This window comes from Nocardia sp. NPDC059240 (assembly GCF_042753865.1).
Classification (GTDB): domain Bacteria; phylum Actinomycetota; class Actinomycetes; order Mycobacteriales; family Mycobacteriaceae; genus Nocardia.
This window is the reverse complement of the sequence record NZ_JBHZAC010000004.1, coordinates 829,265-848,447: the sequence shown is the minus strand read 5'-3', so window position 1 is coordinate 848,447 and position 19,183 is coordinate 829,265. Positions and strand designations below refer to the sequence as shown.

The 19,183-nt window shown below is 67.5% G+C and carries 18 protein-coding genes; 14 read left to right on the top strand and 4 right to left on the bottom strand.

Annotation, left to right across the window (positions count from 1 at the left end; genetic code table 11):
• Positions 1-2: 2 nt before the first annotated feature.
• From ACFXHA_RS18565 to ACFXHA_RS18525, 9 genes are all read left to right on the top strand, one after another.
• Positions 3-1,031 (top strand): MlaD family protein, encoded by a 1,029-nt coding sequence (locus ACFXHA_RS18565; protein WP_379358165.1) that lies wholly within the window; start codon positions 3-5, stop codon positions 1,029-1,031.
• Entirely contained in the window at positions 1,028-2,026 is a 999-nt protein-coding gene (locus ACFXHA_RS18560) for an MlaD family protein (protein ID WP_379358163.1), read from the top strand. Before ACFXHA_RS18565 ends, ACFXHA_RS18560 begins: the two co-directional genes overlap by 4 nt.
• Positions 2,014-3,033: an MlaD family protein gene (locus ACFXHA_RS18555; RefSeq protein WP_379358162.1), complete on the top strand. Its 1,020-nt coding sequence runs from the start codon at positions 2,014-2,016 to the stop codon at positions 3,031-3,033. Before ACFXHA_RS18560 ends, ACFXHA_RS18555 begins: the two co-directional genes overlap by 13 nt.
• Positions 3,033-4,115 (top strand): MlaD family protein, encoded by a 1,083-nt coding sequence (locus tag ACFXHA_RS18550; RefSeq protein WP_379358160.1) that lies wholly within the window; start codon positions 3,033-3,035, stop codon positions 4,113-4,115. Before ACFXHA_RS18555 ends, ACFXHA_RS18550 begins: the two co-directional genes overlap by 1 nt.
• Entirely contained in the window at positions 4,112-5,218 is a 1,107-nt protein-coding gene (locus ACFXHA_RS18545) for an MlaD family protein (protein ID WP_379358158.1), read from the top strand. The genes ACFXHA_RS18550 and ACFXHA_RS18545 overlap by 4 nt, the downstream gene beginning before the upstream one ends.
• Positions 5,215-6,171 carry an MlaD family protein gene (locus ACFXHA_RS18540; protein WP_379358156.1) on the top strand — a complete coding sequence of 319 codons (957 nt, stop codon included), beginning with the start codon at positions 5,215-5,217 and terminating at the stop codon, positions 6,169-6,171. The genes ACFXHA_RS18545 and ACFXHA_RS18540 overlap by 4 nt, the downstream gene beginning before the upstream one ends.
• Before the next feature lie 22 nt (positions 6,172-6,193).
• A complete protein-coding gene (locus tag ACFXHA_RS18535) occupies positions 6,194-6,799 on the top strand; it encodes a hypothetical protein (protein WP_379358155.1) in 606 nt (201 codons plus the stop codon).
• 40 nt (positions 6,800-6,839) lie between these two features.
• Positions 6,840-7,706, top strand: a complete 867-nt coding sequence (locus ACFXHA_RS18530; RefSeq protein ID WP_379358153.1) for an LLM class F420-dependent oxidoreductase — start codon at positions 6,840-6,842, stop codon at positions 7,704-7,706.
• Positions 7,707-7,801: 95 nt separating this feature from the next.
• Positions 7,802-8,605, top strand: coding sequence for a nuclear transport factor 2 family protein (locus ACFXHA_RS18525; RefSeq protein WP_379358151.1), 804 nt, complete (start codon positions 7,802-7,804; stop codon positions 8,603-8,605).
• Here the strand turns inward: ACFXHA_RS18525 and ACFXHA_RS18520 are convergent.
• Positions 8,602-8,829: a hypothetical protein gene (locus tag ACFXHA_RS18520; protein WP_379358332.1), complete on the bottom strand. Its 228-nt coding sequence runs from the start codon at positions 8,827-8,829 to the stop codon at positions 8,602-8,604. The two genes, ACFXHA_RS18525 and ACFXHA_RS18520, sit on opposite strands and share 4 nt — an antisense overlap.
• A 112-nt stretch (positions 8,830-8,941) precedes the next feature.
• Positions 8,942-9,952 carry an AraC family transcriptional regulator gene (locus ACFXHA_RS18515; protein ID WP_379358149.1) on the bottom strand — a complete coding sequence of 337 codons (1,011 nt, stop codon included), beginning with the start codon at positions 9,950-9,952 and terminating at the stop codon, positions 8,942-8,944.
• Between the two features lie 70 nt (positions 9,953-10,022).
• On the opposite strand from ACFXHA_RS18515, the gene ACFXHA_RS18510 reads away from it, so the two are divergent.
• From ACFXHA_RS18510 to ACFXHA_RS18495, 4 genes are all read left to right on the top strand, one after another.
• Complete coding sequence (locus ACFXHA_RS18510) at positions 10,023-11,516, top strand: flavin-containing monooxygenase (protein ID WP_379358148.1); 1,494 nt, start codon at positions 10,023-10,025, stop codon at positions 11,514-11,516.
• Between the two features lie 23 nt (positions 11,517-11,539).
• The gene (locus ACFXHA_RS18505) at positions 11,540-12,250 is read left to right on the top strand and encodes a hypothetical protein (RefSeq protein ID WP_379358146.1); all 711 of its coding nucleotides are present in this window, start codon (positions 11,540-11,542) and stop codon (positions 12,248-12,250) included.
• A gap of 305 nt (positions 12,251-12,555) precedes the next feature.
• Positions 12,556-12,903 (top strand): Rv3235 family protein, encoded by a 348-nt coding sequence (locus ACFXHA_RS18500; RefSeq protein ID WP_379358144.1) that lies wholly within the window; start codon positions 12,556-12,558, stop codon positions 12,901-12,903.
• A gap of 135 nt (positions 12,904-13,038) precedes the next feature.
• The gene (locus ACFXHA_RS18495; protein WP_379358143.1) at positions 13,039-13,386 is read left to right on the top strand and encodes an Lsr2 family protein; all 348 of its coding nucleotides are present in this window, start codon (positions 13,039-13,041) and stop codon (positions 13,384-13,386) included.
• Between the two features lie 113 nt (positions 13,387-13,499).
• Here the strand turns inward: ACFXHA_RS18495 and ACFXHA_RS18490 are convergent, their stop codons facing one another.
• Positions 13,500-17,333, bottom strand: a complete 3,834-nt coding sequence (locus ACFXHA_RS18490) for a BTAD domain-containing putative transcriptional regulator (protein ID WP_379358141.1) — start codon at positions 17,331-17,333, stop codon at positions 13,500-13,502.
• A 266-nt stretch (positions 17,334-17,599) separates the two neighbouring features.
• On the opposite strand from ACFXHA_RS18490, the gene ACFXHA_RS18485 reads away from it, so the two are divergent.
• Complete coding sequence (locus tag ACFXHA_RS18485) at positions 17,600-17,827, top strand: hypothetical protein (protein WP_379358139.1); 228 nt, start codon at positions 17,600-17,602, stop codon at positions 17,825-17,827.
• Here ACFXHA_RS18485 and ACFXHA_RS18480 read toward each other — a convergent pair.
• The gene (locus ACFXHA_RS18480) at positions 17,802-19,082 is read right to left on the bottom strand and encodes a M20 family metallopeptidase (protein ID WP_379358137.1); all 1,281 of its coding nucleotides are present in this window, start codon (positions 19,080-19,082) and stop codon (positions 17,802-17,804) included. The two genes, ACFXHA_RS18485 and ACFXHA_RS18480, sit on opposite strands and share 26 nt — an antisense overlap.
• Positions 19,083-19,183 lie beyond the last annotated feature (101 nt).

Genomic DNA, 19,183 nt, shown 5'->3' with positions numbered 1-19,183 from the left:
GGATGCCGAATTACGGAATGCCGGGTGTGGCCGTCGATCGCAAGCGTGCGATGACGGTCGGCGCGGTCGCGTTGACGCTGGTGGTCGCGGTGCTGGCGGGCTGGTCGCTGTACCGGTCGCAGCAGACCGAGGACGGGCTGGCGATCTCGCTGCGCACCGAGCAGATCGGTGACGGCGTGCTGGTCGGCACCGATGTGCGGGCCAACGGGGTAGTGGTCGGCAAGGTCACCGATATCGCCCCGGATCAGCATGGGACGCAGCAGATCTCGCTGCGCCTGGATGACAAGAAGCTGTTCGGGATCGACGACAGCCTGCAGGTCGACTACGCGCCCGCCAACCTCTTCGGCATCAGCGAGATCGAATTGCGTAAGGGCGCAGGCGGTTCCCCGCTGCGCGCGGGCACGGTGCTGGACTTCACGGGCGCACATGCCGCCGCGGTCTACGACGCCACCATGGGTTCGATTCTGCGCAGTGCCTCGCAGGTGGGCGGCTCGGTGCTGACCCCGCAGATGGCCTCGGTCATCGCGCAGGCGGCGGCCGACACCCAGGCGTTCACTCCGCTGGCGCAGGCGTTGATCACCGCGCAGCGCACCATCACCAATAACCAGAAGATGCCGATGTCGGAGCTGTTCGGTCAGCTCGGCCCGGCCTTCGACGGCGGCGGGCAGTTCGCGGGTGCGACGGTGCAGGTGGTGGATCTGATCCGCAGCATGCAGCGCTTGCAGACCGACCGCGCCGACTACGACAAGAACGTGGCCATCGTGACCGGGCAGCTGCTGCCGATCCTGGCGAACACCTTCTCGCAGGCCGGAACTCAGCTCTCGGGCACCACCGACATGCTGGTGCCGGTGCTGACCGCGCTGGCGCAGATGGTGCCGCGACCGCAGCAGTCGGCGGTCGAATTGCGGGAACTGCTGGCGCGTTTGAGCGCCGCCATGCCGGACAACGGGCAGGGGCCGGTGCTGAATGTGGAGGTCGACCTGAAGGGCGTTCCCGCCATCGCGGTGCCACTGCTGGGAGGTGCGCGATGAGTGTGAAAGCCGCGGCGTGGCGGCTGGCCCTGTTCGCGGGCGTGATCGGGGTGGTGCTGATGTTGGTGCTCACCGCGATTCAGCGTCCGGTGTCGGGGAAGACCGAGTCGCACGACGCCCTGTTCGTCGATGCCAACGGCCTCAAGGTCGGCGATGACGTGCGCATGTACGGCGTGCAGGTCGGCAAGGTGAAGGCCATCAACCTCGAAGGCGCGCAGGCGCGCGTCCAGGTGGCGGTCAAGACCGATGCGCCGATCTACGACAACTCCAAGCTGGCCATCCGGTATCAGAACCTCACCGGGCAGCGGTACATCGATCTGCAGCAGCAACCGCAGCCGGGCAACCGGATCGGGTCGGGCGCGCGCATCGGGACCGATCACACGGTGCCTTCGTTCGATGTGACGCAGCTGTTCAACGGTCTGAAGCCGGTGCTGCAGACGGTGTCTCCGGAAGCCATCAACCAGTTCAGCGCCAGTATGGTCGCTTTGATCGAGGGTGACGGCAGTGGTGTCGGCCCGGCCATGGACGCGATCGGGAAACTGGCGTCGTACGTGGACAATCGGCAGCAGGTGATCTGGACGCTGATCCGGAACATGTCGGATCTGTCGGACCGCCTCGGCGGGCGGGTGCACTACCTGGTGCCGCTGCTCAAGCAGCTCTCCGACATCTTCGAGGCGTTGCAGCAGAACATCGGCGGGCTGGCGCAATTCGCGATGACCGCGCCGTCGGTGCTGCGGCCCATCGACAATCTGCTCAACTCGCTGGGCATCAACAGCGGATCCGATGTGGACGCGTTGATCCGCCGGATCTTCCCCGACGCGAAGGAAGCGGTGGACACCTTCAGCCGCCTACCCGCGGTGCTGGGCGCGGCCGACGTGTCGCTGCCGTCGAGCCCGTCGGGCTGGAAGCCGGTGTGCAGCAAGGGCAGCGCTGATCTGCCCGCGGTGGTCAAGGTGCTGGTCTCGGGACAGCAGGTGGCGATATGCAACGGATGACATTGCCCCGCCTGTTCAAGCGTGACGACCGTGTGGTCGACGACGCGACCAAGCAGAAGCGGCACCTGCGCAAGGGCATTCTCGGCGCGATCGCGCTGGTGATCGGCCTGATCGCCGCCGGTGCGCTGTACGTGGTGCCGCTCGGCAAACACACCTACACCGCGGAACTGTCGGAGGCGCAGTCGGTCAAGACGGGCGACGACGTGCGCATCGCCGGAATCTCGGTCGGTTCGGTCCAGTCCCTGGATCTGAAGCCGGACAAGGTCGTCATGCGCTTCACGGTGAATTCCGATGTGTTCCTGGGTGATCAGACCTCCCTGGACATCCGCATGCTGACCATCGTCGGCGGGCATTACGTGGCGCTGTTCCCGGCCGGGACCAAACCCCTCGGATCCGCGGCGATTCCGGCGGACCGGGTGCGCCTGCCCTACAGCCTGGTCGAGACCTTCCAGGACGCGGCCGCGCCGCTGGCCAAGCTCGACGGGTCGACGCTCAACAGAAACCTGGCGGCGCTGGGCAATTCGATCGACGGCGCGCCCGACAGCCTGCGCACCACGCTGCAGACCGTCGCCACCTATGTGGACGCGCTGGACAAGCAGCGCACCCAGGTGTCGAACGCGGTCGCCGTGGCCGACGAGTACGTGCGCATGTACGACGGCGCGAAGACCGATCTCGGCAGGCTCATGGACAATGCCAACCTGCTGGTCACCGTGCTCGACGACAAGCATTCGGAAATGGCCGAGGCACTGCGGCTGCTCAGCGACATCCTCGACCGGCTCGGCGGCACCGAACCGACCTGGACGGATCTGAAGCCCAAGCTGACCGATGCGGTCACCGAGTTGCAGCAGCTCGGCGAGAAGTTCGCGCCGACGCTGACCGCCGCGCAGGATCTGCAGAAGAAGCTGTCGGACCTGGTGATTCCCGACGGCGGCGTCAAGGTCGATCAGTCGGGGCAGACCGTCACCCTGCCGCAGGTGTGCATTCCGCTGCCGGGGAAGGACTGCTGATGTTCAAGCGGATGCTCGGATCGCAGGCGTTCATGTCGGTCGCCGGCGCGGTGCTCGTGGTGGTGCTGGCGGTGGTCGGCTACTTCATCATCTTCGATCCGATGAAGAAGACCGTCGCCTATTGCGCGATCATGCCCGATGCTGTCGGTCTGTACGCGGGCAACAAGGTGACCATGCGCGGAATCCCGGTCGGCACCGTCGATTCCATCGATGCCGACGGCACCAAGGTCAAGGTGAAGTTCTCCGTCGACGCCCAGTACCCGGTGTACGCGGACGCAGCCGCGACGACGGTCTCGGATTCCATTGTGGCCGACCGTAATCTGGCGGTGCTCAACAGCGGTAAGAACCTGGCGCGCTGGGATTCCTCGCAGTGCATCACCAAATCCCTGACACCCAAGAGCATTACCGAGACGCTGACCGCGCTGGCCGACCTGTCCTCGCAGCTGCAGCAGGCGCAGGCCCCGGATGCGTTGGCGCACGGACTGTCCGGACTGGACACGGCCACCCAGGGCGCGGGCCCGCAGATCAACGAGATCGTCAAGAAGCTGGGTTCGGCGCTGTCGCAACCGGATGCCGATATCGGCCACCTGGCGGGCATCTTCGACGCCTTCGCCTCGGTCGGTGCGAAGGTCGAGGACCATTGGGGCGACCTGCGTTCCATGCTGCTGCGGCTGGGCCCGGCCCTGAACAATGCCACCACCGAATTGATCGGTCCCGGTGCGCAACTCATCGACCGCCTCGGCGCCGTGCTGCCCATGCTCAACGATCTGGTCACCATCGCGGGTGACCCGATCATGAAGGCCCTGGACGACACGCTGCCGCTGGTCCGCCTGCTGCGTGCCAATGTCGGCTCGCTCTCGGAGGTCATGCTCAAGCTTCCGGTGCTGACCAACGCCGCCCAGAACATCATGTCCAACGGCATCACCTACGGCTCTCCGCGTGCCGCGCTTCCGGCCCCGCAGGCCGAACAGGTCTGCGCCGCAGTGAATGCCGCTTCTCCGGGCGCCTGCACCGACGCCGCCAACGGCCTGGTGAACGTGCCGCTCGTCCCGCTGGTGCTCGGAATGGCAGGTGCGCGATGAGAATCGGACGCTGGAACCTCACCGTCGACACCGAGGGCTTCCGCATGCCGCAGGGCGTGGCCAAGCGAACCGGTGCGGTGCTGCTGGCCGCCGGACTGCTGACCGGGGTCGGTGGGTGCGCCTTCGATCCGTCGTCGGTGCCGGTGCCGGGCACGACCGTCTCCGGGCCGACCTATCGCATCCACATCGAGTTCGGCAATGTGCTGAATCTGCCCGCCAAGGCGAAGGTGATCGCCAATGGCGCGCAGGTCGGCTCGGTGGCCGGGGTGCGCGTGGTGAGTCCCGCCGACGCCGGTGGACGCGGCGGGTATGTGGTGGTGGACGCGGACATTTCGTCCAAGGTGCAATTGCCGACCGCCTCGGTGGCCGAGCTGCGGCAGAACACGGTGCTCGGTGATATCCATCTGGCGCTGACCACGCCGCCGGATGGTTTCACGTCGCTGTTGAAAGACGGCGGGACCATCACCCAGGACCACACCAAGCCGCCCGTGCAGCTCGAGGACACCATGGCCGCGCTGGCCGCCTTCACCCAGGGCGGCGCGATCAATCAGTTGCAGGACATCATCAATCGGTTCAATGCGGTGCTGCCGCAGGATCCGAACGAGACCAAGCGGATCGCGCAGAACGCGGCGGGCAATGCCGTGGATCTGGCCGCGAATCTGGACCAGGTCGACAGTCTGCTCAACGGACTCGGCGTGAATGCCCAAGTGCTGCACGATCGCGCGGACTTCCTCGATCACCAGCTCAGCCAGGAGTCGGTGGACGCCATGACCGGGGTCACCAACTCGATCAAGGGCGTCACGCAGATCTTCGCGGTGCTCGGGCAGCTCGGGCAGTCGCTGGTGTGGCTGGCCCCGCTGGCCGGCGCGCTGGATCCGGTGACGCAAGCCTTTGCACCGCTGGCGCTTTCGGGCAAGCCCCTGGACCTGTCGCAGCCCTCCAATTTGTCTGCCCTGGTCTCTCTCGTGCGGGACAAGCTGATTCCGTTCGTGGAGAACGGGCCGAAGGTGAACATCACCGGCGTCAAGGCGGATTCGGTCTCCCGCGACGACCAGGTCGCCAACATTCTGGCTGGACTGCGCATGATTGGGGCGGTGCGATGAGATGGGGTTCGCTGGCGTCGCTGGGCGGCATCGCGGTCGTCACCGTGGTGGGCGCGAGCTATCTGACCTTCGGTGTGGTGCGGGCGGATCCGTTCGCGCACTACACGAACGCGTCCATGGTGATGCCGAATTCCGGTGGCCTGAGCGTGGGTTCGCCGATCCTGCTGACCGGCATGAAGGTCGGCAAGGTCACCTCGGTGGACTCGACGGCGCGCGGCATCGAGGTGGGCATCCGCATCGATGGTGACCGCAAGCTGCCCACCAACAGCGATGTCACCATCGAACAGCTTTCCGCGCTGGGCGAGCCGTACGTGGAGTTCCGGCCCAAGGTCGCGGGCGGGCCGTACCTGACCGACGGGCAGCGCCTCGACGCCGCGTCGGTCAAGTCGCCGCTGTCGATTCCCGAGGTGTCGCGGCTGGTCAACAAGGTCATGAACCAGCTCGATCCCAAGGTGGCGGCCTCGCTGGCCAGTACCCTCGGCACGGCCTTCCACGACACCGATTCGGCCATGCCGAACCTCACCCGCGCGGGCGATCTGCTGGCAAAGGCGATCATGAGCCGCGAACCCAAGATCGCCCAGCTACTCAACAGCTTCCAGGCGGCGGCCTCGAATATGTCGGGCATCGGTGAAGCGACCGGGGCGGCCGCACCCGCATTCGTGCAGTTCGAGCAGTCGCTCGAGCAGCTCATCAATGCCGTCGGTAGACTGACGGACCGTGCCCCCGGCCCACAGGCCGATGTGAGCGGCAACGGGTTGGCACCCTTCCTGGCGAAGCTGACCGAATGGCTCCAGCAGGCCGGACCCGAATTGAAGACCCTCGCGCCCCAGCTGCAACCGCTCGCCGACGCGGCGCGCACGGCCGGGCCGCAGATCAACCTCAGCGACTTGATCTCGCAGGCGCTCGCGTCCACCGGTGACGGTGCCGTGCGTGTGCAGGTCGGCGTGAAATAGCAACACCAGCAAGGAGCAGACCATGTCTCAGGACACCGAACCGAATCGGCCGGTCGACCCGGAGACCACCGCCGTCTCCGAACCGGCCGCCCCCGCAGCCGCCGCCAAGACGGTGTCGATCAAGCTGTCGGCCCTGCTGACCGCGGCCGCCGGGATCGCGCTGATCGCCGCGCTGGTGACGGTCACCGTGCTGTGGCAGTCCGCCCGCAGCGACCTGAAGAGCCGCGACAACCAGGCCGCCGACGACAAGCACGCCGAGCAGGTGGCCTCCGACTACGCCATGGGCGCGGCCAATCTCAACTACGCCGACTTCAACGCCTGGACCGTGCGCCTGAAGGCCAACACCACGCCGGCGCTGGCCGCCAAGTTCGACGCCACCGCCTCGAAGCTGCAGGAGATCCTGGTCCCGCTCAAGTGGACCTCGAGCCCGACCCTGCTCAGCTCGCAGGTCGTCAACCATGACAACGGCGTCTACAAGGTCAATGTCTATCTGAACGTCAACTCCACCAATGCCCAGAACCCGGACGGCGTGCTGACCACCATCTACTACACGGTCAATGTCGATCCGAAGGGCGACTGGAAGGTCACCGACGTCGGCGGCATGGACCTCCCGCTGCCCAAGCAGTAATCGAGTCGAAAACCAGGCCGGATCGGGCAAACTGGAGTGCATGGAACTGGGGCTGCACTACTGGAACTACTCGACGCCGGCGGAACCAGAGCGGATCGCGTCCACCCTGGCGCACACCGCCCGCATTGCCGAACAGGCGGGGTTCGCGCAGTTCACCGTCATGGACCACTACTTCCAGATGGAGCACAGCGGGCAGCACGACGAGCCGATGCTGGAGGGCTACACCACCCTCGGCTATCTGGCCGCGCTGACCGAGCGCATGCGGTTGGGCCTGCTCGTCACCGGTGTGATGTACCGGTACCCCGGCCTGCTGGCCAAGATCGTCACCACGCTGGACGTGCTCTCGGGTGGTCGCGCCGAACTCGGCATCGGGGCGTCCTGGTACGAGCGTGAGCAGCGGGCGCTGGGCGTGCCGGTGGTCCCGATGGGCGAGCGGTTCGAGCGGCTCGAGGAGACGCTGCAGATCTGCCTGCAGATGTGGGGTCCGGACAACGGCCCGTACAAGGGCGAGCACTACCAGCTGGCCGAGACCCTGTGTGTGCCAGCGCCTTTGACCCGTCCGCACCCGCCCATCCTGGTCGGCGGCGGTGGCGAGAAGAAGACGCTGCTGCTGGTGGCGCGGTACGCGGACGCCTGCAATCTGTTCGCGAGCAGTGTCGAGGATGTGGCGGCCAAGCTGGAAGTGCTGCGCGCGCACTGTGCGGCCGAGCGCCGCGACTACCACGCGATCCGCAAGACCGCCGTCTACGTGGCCCCCGCACTCGCCGATCCGGACAAGGTGATCCGTGACGCCGAGCAGCTGTCCGCGCTGGGCATCACGCAGCTGGACTTCATGCCCAACGGCGATCCGGTCGCCTACGCCACCGAATTCGCCGAGCGCCTGCTGCCGCGCCTGACCTCTATCTGATCGGGCCTGGTCCCGATCCGAAAGTGCCCGACCGCCTTCGGGGATTCCGGGAGTTCGGTATCATCGCGCGCGCTTGCTCACCACCTGGAGGACCCGTGCCCGCGAACCCCACCGCCGCTGAACTACTGGCGACCGTCGAAGCTTCCCCGAAGGCGGTCGGTGCGCACGACAAGGCCGCGTGGGTGGGCCTGTTCGCCGACGACGGCAGCGTCGAGGACCCCGTCGGCTCGCGCCCGCACGTCGGGCGCGCGGCCATCGAGCGCTTCTACGACACCTTCATCGCGCCCAACGGGATTGCCTTCGACGTCACCAATGACGTGGTGTGCGGGATGACCGTCTTCCGCGATCTGACCATCGCCACCACCATGTCGACCGGGGTGACGCTGCACGTGCCCATGCACCTGCGCTACGACCTCGCCGACGTCGACGGCACGCTGAGAATCCGTGTCCTGCGCGCACATTGGGAGCTGGCGGGCATGATCGGCCAGCTGCTGGGCTCCGGCATGCAGGGCCTGCTGGCGGGGGCGAAGCTGGGGCCGCAGTTGCTGGGCAACCAGGGTGTCGGTGGCGCAATCGGTTTCATGTCCGGGCTGCGCGGTGTCGGCAAGCCGGGCAGGGCGGCGGCGGGGCGACTGCTGGACGCACTCGGACACGGCGATGCCGGGGCCGCCCGGGCCGCGCTGGCCCCGGTGCCGCGCCTGGAGTGGGGCACCGACGGCGTGATGTCGCTGGAGGACTTCACCACTCGGGTGAAGGGGCTGCGCTGGAGCAAGCCGATCGCCGCCGGGCGCACGGTGACCGCCACGGTGGAGACCCGGCAGGGCCGCGGCATCGCCGAGCTGGACTTCACCGCCGGACTGCGCATCGAGTCCGTGCGAATCTTCGTGCAGGCCGGTTAATCCCGGCTGCCGACGATCTCGGCCACCGCGTTGTTGCTGCTGAACGTGGTGCCCCCGGCCGCGCCGACCACCTTCCCGTGCACGCTGATCAGCCACTGGCCGCACACACAGCGCAGGTACTGCACACTGCGATGCGAGGATACGGCGGTCGGCGAGGGCCAAGCGCAGGACGGGCATTCGGCGATCATCAGCACATCCTGGTGGTGCGAGCCCTGGATGACCATGATCGACACGCGGCAACTCGCAAAATGATTGCGTGTTACGCGAGACTCGCCGTGTCTGATTTGCCAATGGGCCCAGCGAATCTCGAGACACACCGAATGAAACGCCGGAGATTCAGCCTGCTTTGCCGCGCCGCACGGCGGTAGGCGTAGCGCCCCACCAGCGTTGACAGCACCGGGTGAATACGGACTGTTCGGACAGCCCGATGAGCGAGGCCACCTGACTCATCGGCATGTCCGTGGTGGTCAGATAGCGACGGGCCTCGGTGCGGCGCACTTCGTCGAGAATGGCCGCGAAGGTGGTGCCCTCGGCGGCGAGGCGGCGTTGCAGGGTGCGCGGGTGGATGGTGAGCAGCCGTGCGACAGCGTCGATTTCGGGGGCGGTGGTGCCCAGCAGCTTCTGCAGGGTGGTGCGCACGCGCGGGGTGATGGCCGCGGCCGCGCCGCCGGACTGCTGCGCCAGGAAGGCCATGGCGAGCCGATGCAGGTTCTCGTCACCGCCCGACAGCGGCCGCTTGGCCAGACTGCTGGGCACCCGCAGCAGGGCGGCCGGGCGCTCGATTCGCACTGGCGCGCCGAAGAATTCCTCGTACGCCTGGATCGGAGCGGCGGGACGGTAGGGCAGTTCCACCGAGCGCAGGCCGTAGCGATCCTCCGCGAGGCGCTGAATCGTCCTGTGCACGAACGCCAATCCGAGATCGGTGCCCTGCACGGGTGTCGGCAGGCCGGGCGCGTTCGCCCCGTAGCGCAGGGCGATCACGCCGCGGTCGCCGTACGGGTCGGGTTCCATGGTCAGGCTCAGTGAGCGGGCGTGCACGAACAGGTAGCGCGAGGTGCAGTCGAGCACCCCGGCCAGGGTGGTGGCATTGCGGATGGCCAGCGCGAGTGGCCCGAGCATGTCCAGGTCCTGCCGCCACGCCATGCGCAGGCCCAGATCGGGGCAGTCGAGTTGATGCGCGGCCAGCTCCAGCACCGCGCCCACGGCCTGGTCGGGGACCAGTAGATCGTCGGTGTCGAGGGCCGCGACGGGCAGGCCGCAGACCGCGACCAGCTCCTCGGCATCCCCGCCGAGTTCGGCCACGGTGGCCCGGAATCCTCGCAGTCCGGCCGATCTGATCACCGACATGTCATTCAGTATCAAATACTTGTCGCGCAGAGTCAAGAAACCGGGTGGCGGGGACAACAGACTGGAAGTCATGAACGCCGCACCCGCCTCCGCCGAACACCTCGATGTCGTCATCGTCGGAGCCGGGCTCTCCGGCATCGGCGCGGCGTATCGCCTGCAGACCGAACAGCCCGGCCGCAGCTACGCCATCCTCGAGGCGCGCGCGGCGCTCGGCGGCACCTGGGACCTGTTCCGCTACCCGGGCATCCGCTCCGACAGCGACATGTTCACCCTCGGCTACCCGTTCAAGCCGTGGCGTGACGCCCTGTCCATCGCCGACGGGCCGTCCATCCTGCGCTACATCACCGAGACGGCCACCGAGAACGGCATCGACCGTCACATCCGCTTCGGCACCAAAGTCGTTGGCGCGGAATGGGACAGCGCCGCGTCGCGGTGGACCCTGACCCTGGAGCACACGAGCACCGACGGCGTCGAGCGCAGCACGCTCACCTGCGGGTTCCTCTACTCGTGCTCGGGCTACTACAACTACGAGCAGGGCCACTCGCCCGAGTTCCCCGGCATCGACGACTTCACCGGCACCGTCGTGCACCCCCAATTCTGGCCCGAGGACCTGGATTACACGGGCAAGCGCGTGGTGGTCATCGGCAGCGGCGCGACCGCGGTCACCCTGGTCCCGGCCATGGCCGAGCAGGCCGAACTGGTCACCATGCTGCAGCGCAGCCCCACCTGGATCTCGGCGGTGCCCGGCCGCGACAAGATCGCCGACCGGATTCGCGAGCTGCTGCCGCCGGATCTGGCGCACCGGGTCATCCGCACCAAGAACATCCTGTTCAATATCGGCTTCTACCAGTACTGCCGGCGTCGGCCCGAGGCCGCCCGCAAGCTGCTGACCGGGCTCACCACGCGAATCCTCAAGGACGAGAGCCTGGTTGCCGAGCACTTCACCCCCGACTACAACCCGTGGGATCAGCGCCTGTGCGCGGTGCCCAACGCCGACTTCTTCAAGGCCATGCGCAAGGGTCAGGCCGAGGTGGTCACCGACCACATCGAAACCTTTGTGCCCGAAGGCATCCGGCTGAAGTCCGGCCGCGTCCTGGAGGCCGACATCGTGATCACCGCCACCGGCCTGCAGTTGCTCGCCTTCGGTGGCATCGACCTGGTGGTCGACGGCAGCCCGGTGAAGCTCTCCGACGAGTTCGTCTGGCAGGGCACCATGATCTCCGGCGTCCCCAACTTCGCCGTCTGCATCGGCTACACCAACGCCTCCTGGACCCTCCGCGCCGACCTCACCTCCCGCCTGGTCTGCAAGGTCCTCGGCTACATGGACCGCAACGGCTACACCGCCGTCGTCCCCCAACCCCAAGCCACCCTGAACGAACGCCCCCTCCTGGACCTGGCGTCCGGCTACATCCAACGCTCCATCGGCGACTTCCCCAGCCAGGGCGACCGCCACCCCTGGCAGGTCCGCCAGAACTACCTCATCGACACCGCCACCGTCATGCGCACCGACCTGAGCAAAACCCTCCGCCCGGTGGATGCGGCCAAGACCCTCGAACGGGTGTGAGACGGCTCGTTAGCATGGCGGGCATGAGGTCGAAGCGGACAAATAGCCCGGTACGGTCGATTCGGGCGGCAGTGACCGTCGTGTGTGCGGCGGTGCTGGGAGCGGTGTCGGGGATCGGGTCGGTGGCCTCCGCTGCGCCGGTCGGTTCGTCCGCGCCGGGCGGTGTGCTGGTGAGCGAGCAAGGGCCGCTGGATCTTTGGGCCGTGCCGACCGCGCCTGCCGAGTCGGCCACGCTGATCGTGGCCTACAGCTTCGGGAATCGGATTCCGGCGGGAGTGGATCCGGCGCGGACGGTCGGTGAGCCGGGGCCGGTGAACGAGGCGCTGGCGGCCGCTGTTGTGGCCGCGCGCGGGGATCGGGCGGTTCCGGTCTACGCGCAGACGGAAATCGCGGAGGTGCTGAAGCAGCGGTACGGGATGACCGATGTGATCTCCATCGATCCGGAGCGCGCGGCGGACGGCACGCTGGTGTACCTCTCCACCGACGGCGTGGCCGCCCAGGTCGCCACGCTGCGTGGCGCATCGGTCGCCACCGACGCCGCCGCAGTGGTGGCGTTCCACGATCACCAGTGGCGGGCCACGAAAACGACTGCCAAGCACGGCTTCCGGGCCTTCGCCCCGGAGGGCGTCGCCATGCCCGATCAGTACGACCCGCAGTCCGGTCAGACCTGGACCACCAGCCCCCTCCTGTACCTCCCTACCGATTACCTCGGCCGCCTCGCCCTGCTGAGGTAGCGCGGGAGGGGTGCAGAGTTCTGGTTGTCCCTCCTCGGAGCCTCCGGTCGTGCCACGCTGTCGCGGCATTCGTAATCTCCGAGTCGAGGGGAGTGCCTGTGGCGTCCGAGGGCGGAATCCTGTTGCCCGCACCGCGGTTCGAGCCGCCGTTGGCGGCCTGTCCGCCCCGGCCGCGGGCGAGTGTGCCGCAGCCTGATCCGGCGGGTTGCCGGAATCGGGTGGATCGTTCGCGGTTGTCCTCGAATGCGAGGTCCCGGTCCGCGGGTTCGGCGGGGCTGCAACGGGTTTTGCGTTCTTCGCACGCTGTGAAAGCCACCGATAGTGATGAGCGCAACACCGCGGCAAGGGAATTCGCGGGCAAGGCGCTGCGGATGGCAATGGAGGTGCTCGACGGCCGGCGTTCCCCGGGGCAGTTAGCCCCGCTCGCCGAGCCGTCGGTGGTGGCCGCGGTGCGCACGCTCGCGAGTGCCGGGCGGCTGCCCGGTCGCGAACTCGGGAGTGCGACGCTCACCAGGGTCGATGTGATCATCGCCGAGCCCGGGAAGGCGGAAGTCTGCGCGAGTTACGACCGCGGCATGCGACATTTCGCACTCGCCGCCCGCATTGTCCGCGGTCGTTCCGGGTGGCGCTTGGCCGCATTCCGGGTGTGCTGAAGACCGTCTGGTCTCTGCGGTAATAGCAGAATAGTCTGGTCGCGCGTAATTCGATTCGCGCCTGGTTTGAATCCTGCTTCCCGCGGCATTAGCATTTCGGCGAATAGCGGCACCTCACACGTGGAAGGGCAGTCCATGGCGAAGAAAGTCACCGTAACTCTGGTTGACGACTACGACGGCGAATCGAAGGCCGACGAAACCGTCTTTTTCTCGATCGACGGGAACGACTACGAGATCGACCTGTCGAACAAGAACGCCGGTAAGCTGCGGGAGTCCCTCGAGTCGTGGACCGAGAAGGCCCGCAAGGTGGGCCGTTCGAAGCGGGGCAGCACCAAGGTCGCTCCGGGTCGTACCCGTCCGGCCGTGGATCGCGAAGAGAGCACCGCCATCCGGGAATGGGCGCGGGCGCAGGGGCATCAGGTTTCGTCGCGCGGTCGTATCCCGGCCGAGATCGTCGACGCTTACCAGCGTGCCAAGAATTAACCAGCACAAATCGCTGGGATGGAAAATAGCTGGGAGCCGATGGTCACAGACCATCGGCTCCTGACATATCCGGCCAATGGCCCGATTCGGATTCCGTCGGTTGCCGGTTGTGCTCAGGCGGCGCGCAACAGTGCGCTTCCGCACTCGGGGAGTTCCGCGCGAATCCTTTCCAGCAGGCGTTCGGCGCGGTCGCGATGCGCCGCGGCCGCGTCGTCGTCACCCCGGGCCGCGGCCAGTTCGGCCAGGATCGAGTCCATCGGACCGAACTCGGTCAGCCCGGTTTCCAACCCGATGAGCGTGCCGCCGTGCGGGCTCAGGAATTCATAGAGCCGGGCAATTGCTGGAGTGTCGCCGAGCTCGATGGCGGCTACCGCCCGGAATGCCGACATGAGGACCGGATAGAAGCCCGCCGCAATCGGATCCGAATCCTCGTACACCTCCCGGGCCCGCTCGCGCTGCCCGGCCTGCAGTAAGGCGAGGGTGTAGGCGGGTGCGGCCGCCGCGGGCAATGCCGCATAGGCCGCGGCGAGCCGCTCCAGCAGCCCGCCCAGTTCGCGGCGGGCCCAGCCGATCGAGAGCGCGCAGAACAGTTCCGACTCCGCGTGATTGGCCACGCCGGATTGCCTGGTACGGGTGGTGAACTGGGTATACAGCCCGTCGGCCCGGTCGATATCGCCGCGCAGCAGCTCCATCGTTGCCGCGAAGCAGCTGACCATATCCAGCAGCGGCCGCAACTGTCCCTCGTCGGCGAACTCCACCGCGGCCGCCACCCGCCGCCCGGCCTCCCGCAGATCGGCCCGCGCCACCGCCGCCCGATATCCCAGATATTGTGCGAGCGCGCGATACTCGGCCAGCCCGGCGGCCGTGGCCACCGCCTCCAGCTCATCGACCAGCGCCGAGAACTCCGCGTCGTAGTCGTAGGCCAGGTACGCGACCGCGTTGATGGCGGTACACAGCAATTCGGGATCTCCGGTGCGCCGCGCGACCTCGAGCGCCAGCGTCGCCAGTCGATGCCCGGTCGAATACTCCACCAACCCGGTCTCGAAGGTGGCGGTCACCAGCAGCAACACCAGCTCACCGTCCATCGCATCGGTCGAATCATGCCTACCCGCCAGCATTTCCGCCGCACCGATCGACTCGATTCCCGTGGCGCGGTCGGCCGCAGGCGGCACCCGGTCCCCCGATCCGGGTGGTGTCGAGTCTGTTGAACCGGGCGGTGCCGCGTGGGCCGAACCGCGCACTGCGGTGGCGGAGCCTTCGAGCAGGGCCAGCATCGCTGGGCGCACGCCGTGGCGGGCCAGGGCGCGCGAGAGCGCCCGGCGCATGTGCTGATCGGGATTGCGCCAGTCGCGGATCGCCCAGATCACCGGGGCGCGCCAGCAGGTCAGTGCTCGCGTCTCCAGGTCCGGGTCGTCGAGCTGTTCGGCGAGGGTGAGTGCACGGTCGCGCTCGGCCCGCGCCTCTCGGTGCCGGTTGTCGTAGGCCAGCGCGGTGACCAGCGCACATCGGGTGCGCAGCAGCCCGATTCGATCGGCGGCGGGCGCGTGATCGGCGTCGTGGCGCGCGAGCCGGTGCAGGTCCACCGCCGACCGCAGCAGCCGCACGCTGGCGCTGCGCATGCCGCGACTGCTGCGGCGTTCGGCCGCACGTTCCACGTATTCGATTGCCCGCGGCGCTGTTTCGGCGGTCGCTCCCGCAATCGCGTGCCGGGCGAGCACGTCCGGATCGCGTGCCACCGCGGGAAAGACCGCCGCATGGGTCTCCAGCAATTCCAATGCGGCCCAATGCATTCGGCCGCGTCGAAGAGGGGGAATGCTCAGGTAGACGGCGTCGCGGATGAGCGGGTGCGCGAATCGGATGCTGCCGCCGCTGCCGGAATCCACCAGCCCCACCGATTCGGCCGCCGCGACCAGGTCGATCACGGTGTCCTCGGTCAGTTCCGCCGCCGTGCTCAGCAGTGCGAGGTCGACACTGTCCCCCCAGATCGACAGCTGCCGCAGCACCTCGGTGACGCCGTCCGGCAGTTGCGCGATGCGGTCTTCGATCAACTCCCGGATCGAATCCGGCACGCCGTCCAAATTCCCGTGCGCAGCAAGCTCTTTCGCTACCTCCCGCACGAACAAGGGTCTACCGCCGGTCCGTCGATGCAACTGCTCGAGCACCTCGTCGTCGATTTCGCCCAGCCCGGTCGCCAGCGCGGTCCGCCGCGTGCCCTCGAGATCCAGCCCGGTGAGCTCCACCCACGCGCCCGTGTGCTGCGCCAGCGCGGCGACCGTATTGTGCGTCCCCTGTGTCGCTTCCGACCGCCGCAGCGTGACCAGCACGAACACCGGCTCGTCCCGCAACCAGCTCACCGCCTGCCGCAGCACCTGCAGCGTCGCCGCATCCCCCCGCTGCACATCCTCCAGCAGCAACGCCACCGGCCCGACGCGTGCTGCGCGCCTGCACTTCTCGGCAATAAGGCGGGCCAGTACGAACCCGTCCGCGCTCCCGTCCCGCGCTCCGGAACCCGCCGCCCGTGCGGAGAGAGACGCGTCCGGCACCGTCGGCCACGCGTTCGGGTCGCTGTCGCGGGCCCCGTTCGGTGCGGATGAGCCGGGCCGATCGCTGTCGAGAACCAGCGGTGGTGCGGCCGGTCGTTCGAAACTGCCGGTGGCGCTGTCCAGCACCGGTTCGTCAGCCGGGGAGGCCGGGTATCCGCCGGCCCGCCGTTCGTGGCCGTCGAGGGCGGCGCGGATCTCCGACCAGGCCCACGCGGTGGGCGCGCCGTCGATTTCCGGGCAGGTGCCGACGGCTACCGTCCAGCCCGCGGTCGCGAGGGCCGAGCAGGTGGCTTCGGCGAGTACGGTCTTGCCGATTCCGGCTTCACCGGCCACCCACGCCAGGCGCAATCGCCCGCCGCGGGCCGCCTCGGCGGTGCTCAGGAGCTCGGACAGTTCGGTGGTATAGCCGGTGGCGGAATGGGATTCGATGGTCGGGGCAGCTGTGGCCGATGTTTCCCCGCCGACCGCCGGGGCCATATCGGCGCTGACAATGACGGCCCCCGGCCCTGGCGTGGACTCTTCCGGGTCTGCCGGGGCAATGCTCGAGGTGCCCGGATTGCCGGTCGCCGCACCGGTGTCACTCGTCGTCCCGATCCGGCGGTGCCCGGGTTCCACGGCCGCGGTCAGGGTGGCCGAGTGGTTGAGGATGGCCATCTCGAGTTCGCGCAGCGCGGGGGTGGGGTCGACGCCGAAGACGGTAGCGAGGAAGTCCCGGGAGCGGCGAATGGTGGTGAGGGCCTCCAATTGCTGACCCAGCTGATATTGGGCCAGGGCCAGCAGGCGCACGATCTCCTCACGGCCGGGGTGGTCCTCGAAGAGCTGGCGGAGTTCGCGGACCACATCACCGGGTCGCCCGAGTTCGAGTTTGGTGCGGGCATTGAGTTCGACGGCGGTGAGGTGGAGGTCGGTGAGGCGGTCGGCTTCGGCTGCGGCCCACTCGGTTTCGGCGAACGCCTCCAGCGCGGGGCCCTGCCACAACGCGAGCGCGGCCTCCAGCAGGGCGTTGCGTTCGGCGGGTTCGGTTCGGATATCCGGATTGCTGACCAGTTCCTGATATGTGCGCAGCTGCTGTTCGAAATGCCATGCGTCGACGGCGTTCTCGGGGATCCGCAGGGCGTATCCGGAGGACTCCGACACGATGAAACGGGACGGCGCGCGACGCGGTCGCTGCGGTTCGAACAGCCGGCGCAGGGTGTGGATGTGCACCTGCAGCACGGCGGTGGCTTTGGGTGGCGGATACCCGGACCACAGGTCGTCGATCAGCCGCTCGGTGCTCACGACCTGGCCACGGGCCACGATGAGCCGGCCGAGGACGGCGCGTTGCATGGGGGTGCCGAGGGCGGCGTCGTGACCGTCGACGGACAGATGCAGGGGGCCGAGCACTCTCAGCTCCGCGCCTGCCATCGGGTCCTCCTGCGACGGGAAGCGAACTGGACGTTCGCCGCAAGAAGAGCACTATCCCTCAAAAACCTGGAGATGCCAAAAGGTTGCGGAATAGTTGTCGGATTGTTGCGACCGTCCGTGTCCATGAAGAAGACCATCTGGTACGGATATTTGTTGCCAATGCTAACAGTTTGCCGGAATCGCGCAACCGAACCGGAAGTGAACCGCAAGAGGCGGGGACAATACTTCTGGTTGGAAACAACCCGAGATTTAAGGGGATGGTTGGTGTGGCGAAGCGATTGGATTTTCCCCGGGGAATGGGTGACGTCGGTGTCGAGCCCGAGAACTCCGGCATGTACGTCGACCGCGACGGCGATATCTGGGAGAAGAACGACAGCGGCTGGCGACTGATGCTGCAGCGCGGTGTGGCCGTCGACCCGAACTCGTTGTGGGACTGGACCGAAGGCCACGTTCGCGACTACGCGCCGTTCATGCCGGTACTAGCGCGCCTTTGAGGTGGTCGTAGGCCACCTGTGCGTGTAGCCGCACCCCGGTGACGAGTGTGTCGTCGTCGGCGTAGAAGTGCGGATTGTGGTTCATGAACAGTCCCCGTCCGCCCGGCATCGGCGTCGGCATGCCTTCGGGGGTGAGCTGGGCATCCTGCACGCCGAGCGTCACGTACAACCCGCCGTACTTGTTGACGAACTCGGATACATCGTCGTATCCGAGGGTGGCGCCGGTCGCGACCACCCGATCTTCCCCCGCCACCCGGCGGAAGGTGGGCAGGGCCGCGTCCATCCACGCCTGCTCGTTGTGCACCGCGGGCACATCCTGCAGGAATTCGATGGTGGCCGAACAGTTGTAGGCCGCAGCGGAATTGACCGCCAAGGTCCGTAGCCGCTGCTGCACCTGGCTCATATCGCTCTCGACCGCGCACCGGATCGTGCCCCACAGCGTCACGGTCTGGCCGATGATATTGAAGCGTCCGACGTCCTCGACGTGTCCGATGCTCACGGTGACCGGATCGAAAGCATTGACCTGCCGGTAGATCTGGCCCACCCCGGTGAGGATCGCGCCCGCCGCCGGCATCGGATCGATGCCCATCCACGGGGTCGAGCCGTGCACCTGCTGTCCGGTGATGGTGATCTTGACCAGGCAGGACGCCGCGAACTGATTGCCGACCCGATATCCGATGTAGCCCTTGGGATATGGCGTCACATGAAATCCGAACGCCATGGTCGGCACCGGATGGTCGAGAGCGCCCTGTGCGAGCATCTCGCTCGCGCCGCCCTTTTCGGCGATCGGCGGCCCCTCTTCGGCGGGCTGGAAGACGAAAAGCACCGTGCCGGGCAGCTTTTCGCGCACGCCCGCGAGCACCGTGGCCGCGCCCATGAGCATCGAAGTGTGGCAGTCGTGCCCGCAGGCGTGCGAGACCGGGAACGGCCCGCCCGGATACTTCTGATCCACCACGTGCGAGGCGAAGGGCACCCCGCACAGATCCGGCACCGGCAGCGCGTCGATATCGGCGCGCAGTGCGATGACCCGTTCGCCCGGCTGCCCGCCGCGCAGCACCCCGACCACGCCGTGACCGGCGATCTCGGTGCGAACTTCGTCCAGGCTCAACGATTTCAGATGATCGGTGATCAGGGCCGCGGTGTTCACCTCGCGGTTGGAGAGCTCCGGATGCTGGTGCAGGTGGTGCCGCCAGCCGATCACCTGCCGGGCCACGGCCGCCGCGCGGGCATCGAGATCGTCGTAGATCGTGCTCATCGGACTCCGTTCGATCGAACGAAACAAAGTCATCACGGCCCCTTGCCGTCCGGGCCGAGGCTACTACTGTGGATGCCGAGTTCGCCATCAGTTAGCTGATA

What these genes read in the sequence shown, in the direction of transcription:
- ACFXHA_RS18550 (WP_379358160.1), top strand. Translation starts at nt 3,033, where the DNA reads ATGTTCAAGCGGATGCTCGGATCGCAGGCGTTCATGTCGGTCGCCGGC.
- ACFXHA_RS18560 (WP_379358163.1), top strand. Translation starts at nt 1,028, where the DNA reads ATGAGTGTGAAAGCCGCGGCGTGGCGGCTGGCCCTGTTCGCGGGCGTG.
- ACFXHA_RS18530 (WP_379358153.1), top strand. Translation starts at nt 6,840, where the DNA reads ATGGAACTGGGGCTGCACTACTGGAACTACTCGACGCCGGCGGAACCA.
- ACFXHA_RS18520 (WP_379358332.1), bottom strand. Translation starts at nt 8,829, where the DNA reads ATGGTCATCCAGGGCTCGCACCACCAGGATGTGCTGATGATCGCCGAA.
- ACFXHA_RS18540 (WP_379358156.1), top strand. Translation starts at nt 5,215, where the DNA reads ATGAGATGGGGTTCGCTGGCGTCGCTGGGCGGCATCGCGGTCGTCACC.
- ACFXHA_RS18565 (WP_379358165.1), top strand. Translation starts at nt 3, where the DNA reads ATGCCGAATTACGGAATGCCGGGTGTGGCCGTCGATCGCAAGCGTGCG.
- ACFXHA_RS18545 (WP_379358158.1), top strand. Translation starts at nt 4,112, where the DNA reads ATGAGAATCGGACGCTGGAACCTCACCGTCGACACCGAGGGCTTCCGC.
- ACFXHA_RS18510 (WP_379358148.1), top strand. Translation starts at nt 10,023, where the DNA reads ATGAACGCCGCACCCGCCTCCGCCGAACACCTCGATGTCGTCATCGTC.
- ACFXHA_RS18480 (WP_379358137.1), bottom strand. Translation starts at nt 19,082, where the DNA reads ATGAGCACGATCTACGACGATCTCGATGCCCGCGCGGCGGCCGTGGCC.
- ACFXHA_RS18515 (WP_379358149.1), bottom strand. Translation starts at nt 9,952, where the DNA reads ATGTCGGTGATCAGATCGGCCGGACTGCGAGGATTCCGGGCCACCGTG.
- ACFXHA_RS18495 (WP_379358143.1), top strand. Translation starts at nt 13,039, where the DNA reads ATGGCGAAGAAAGTCACCGTAACTCTGGTTGACGACTACGACGGCGAA.
- ACFXHA_RS18535 (WP_379358155.1), top strand. Translation starts at nt 6,194, where the DNA reads ATGTCTCAGGACACCGAACCGAATCGGCCGGTCGACCCGGAGACCACC.
- ACFXHA_RS18505 (WP_379358146.1), top strand. Translation starts at nt 11,540, where the DNA reads ATGAGGTCGAAGCGGACAAATAGCCCGGTACGGTCGATTCGGGCGGCA.
- ACFXHA_RS18555 (WP_379358162.1), top strand. Translation starts at nt 2,014, where the DNA reads ATGCAACGGATGACATTGCCCCGCCTGTTCAAGCGTGACGACCGTGTG.
- ACFXHA_RS18490 (WP_379358141.1), bottom strand. Translation starts at nt 17,333, where the DNA reads ATGGCAGGCGCGGAGCTGAGAGTGCTCGGCCCCCTGCATCTGTCCGTC.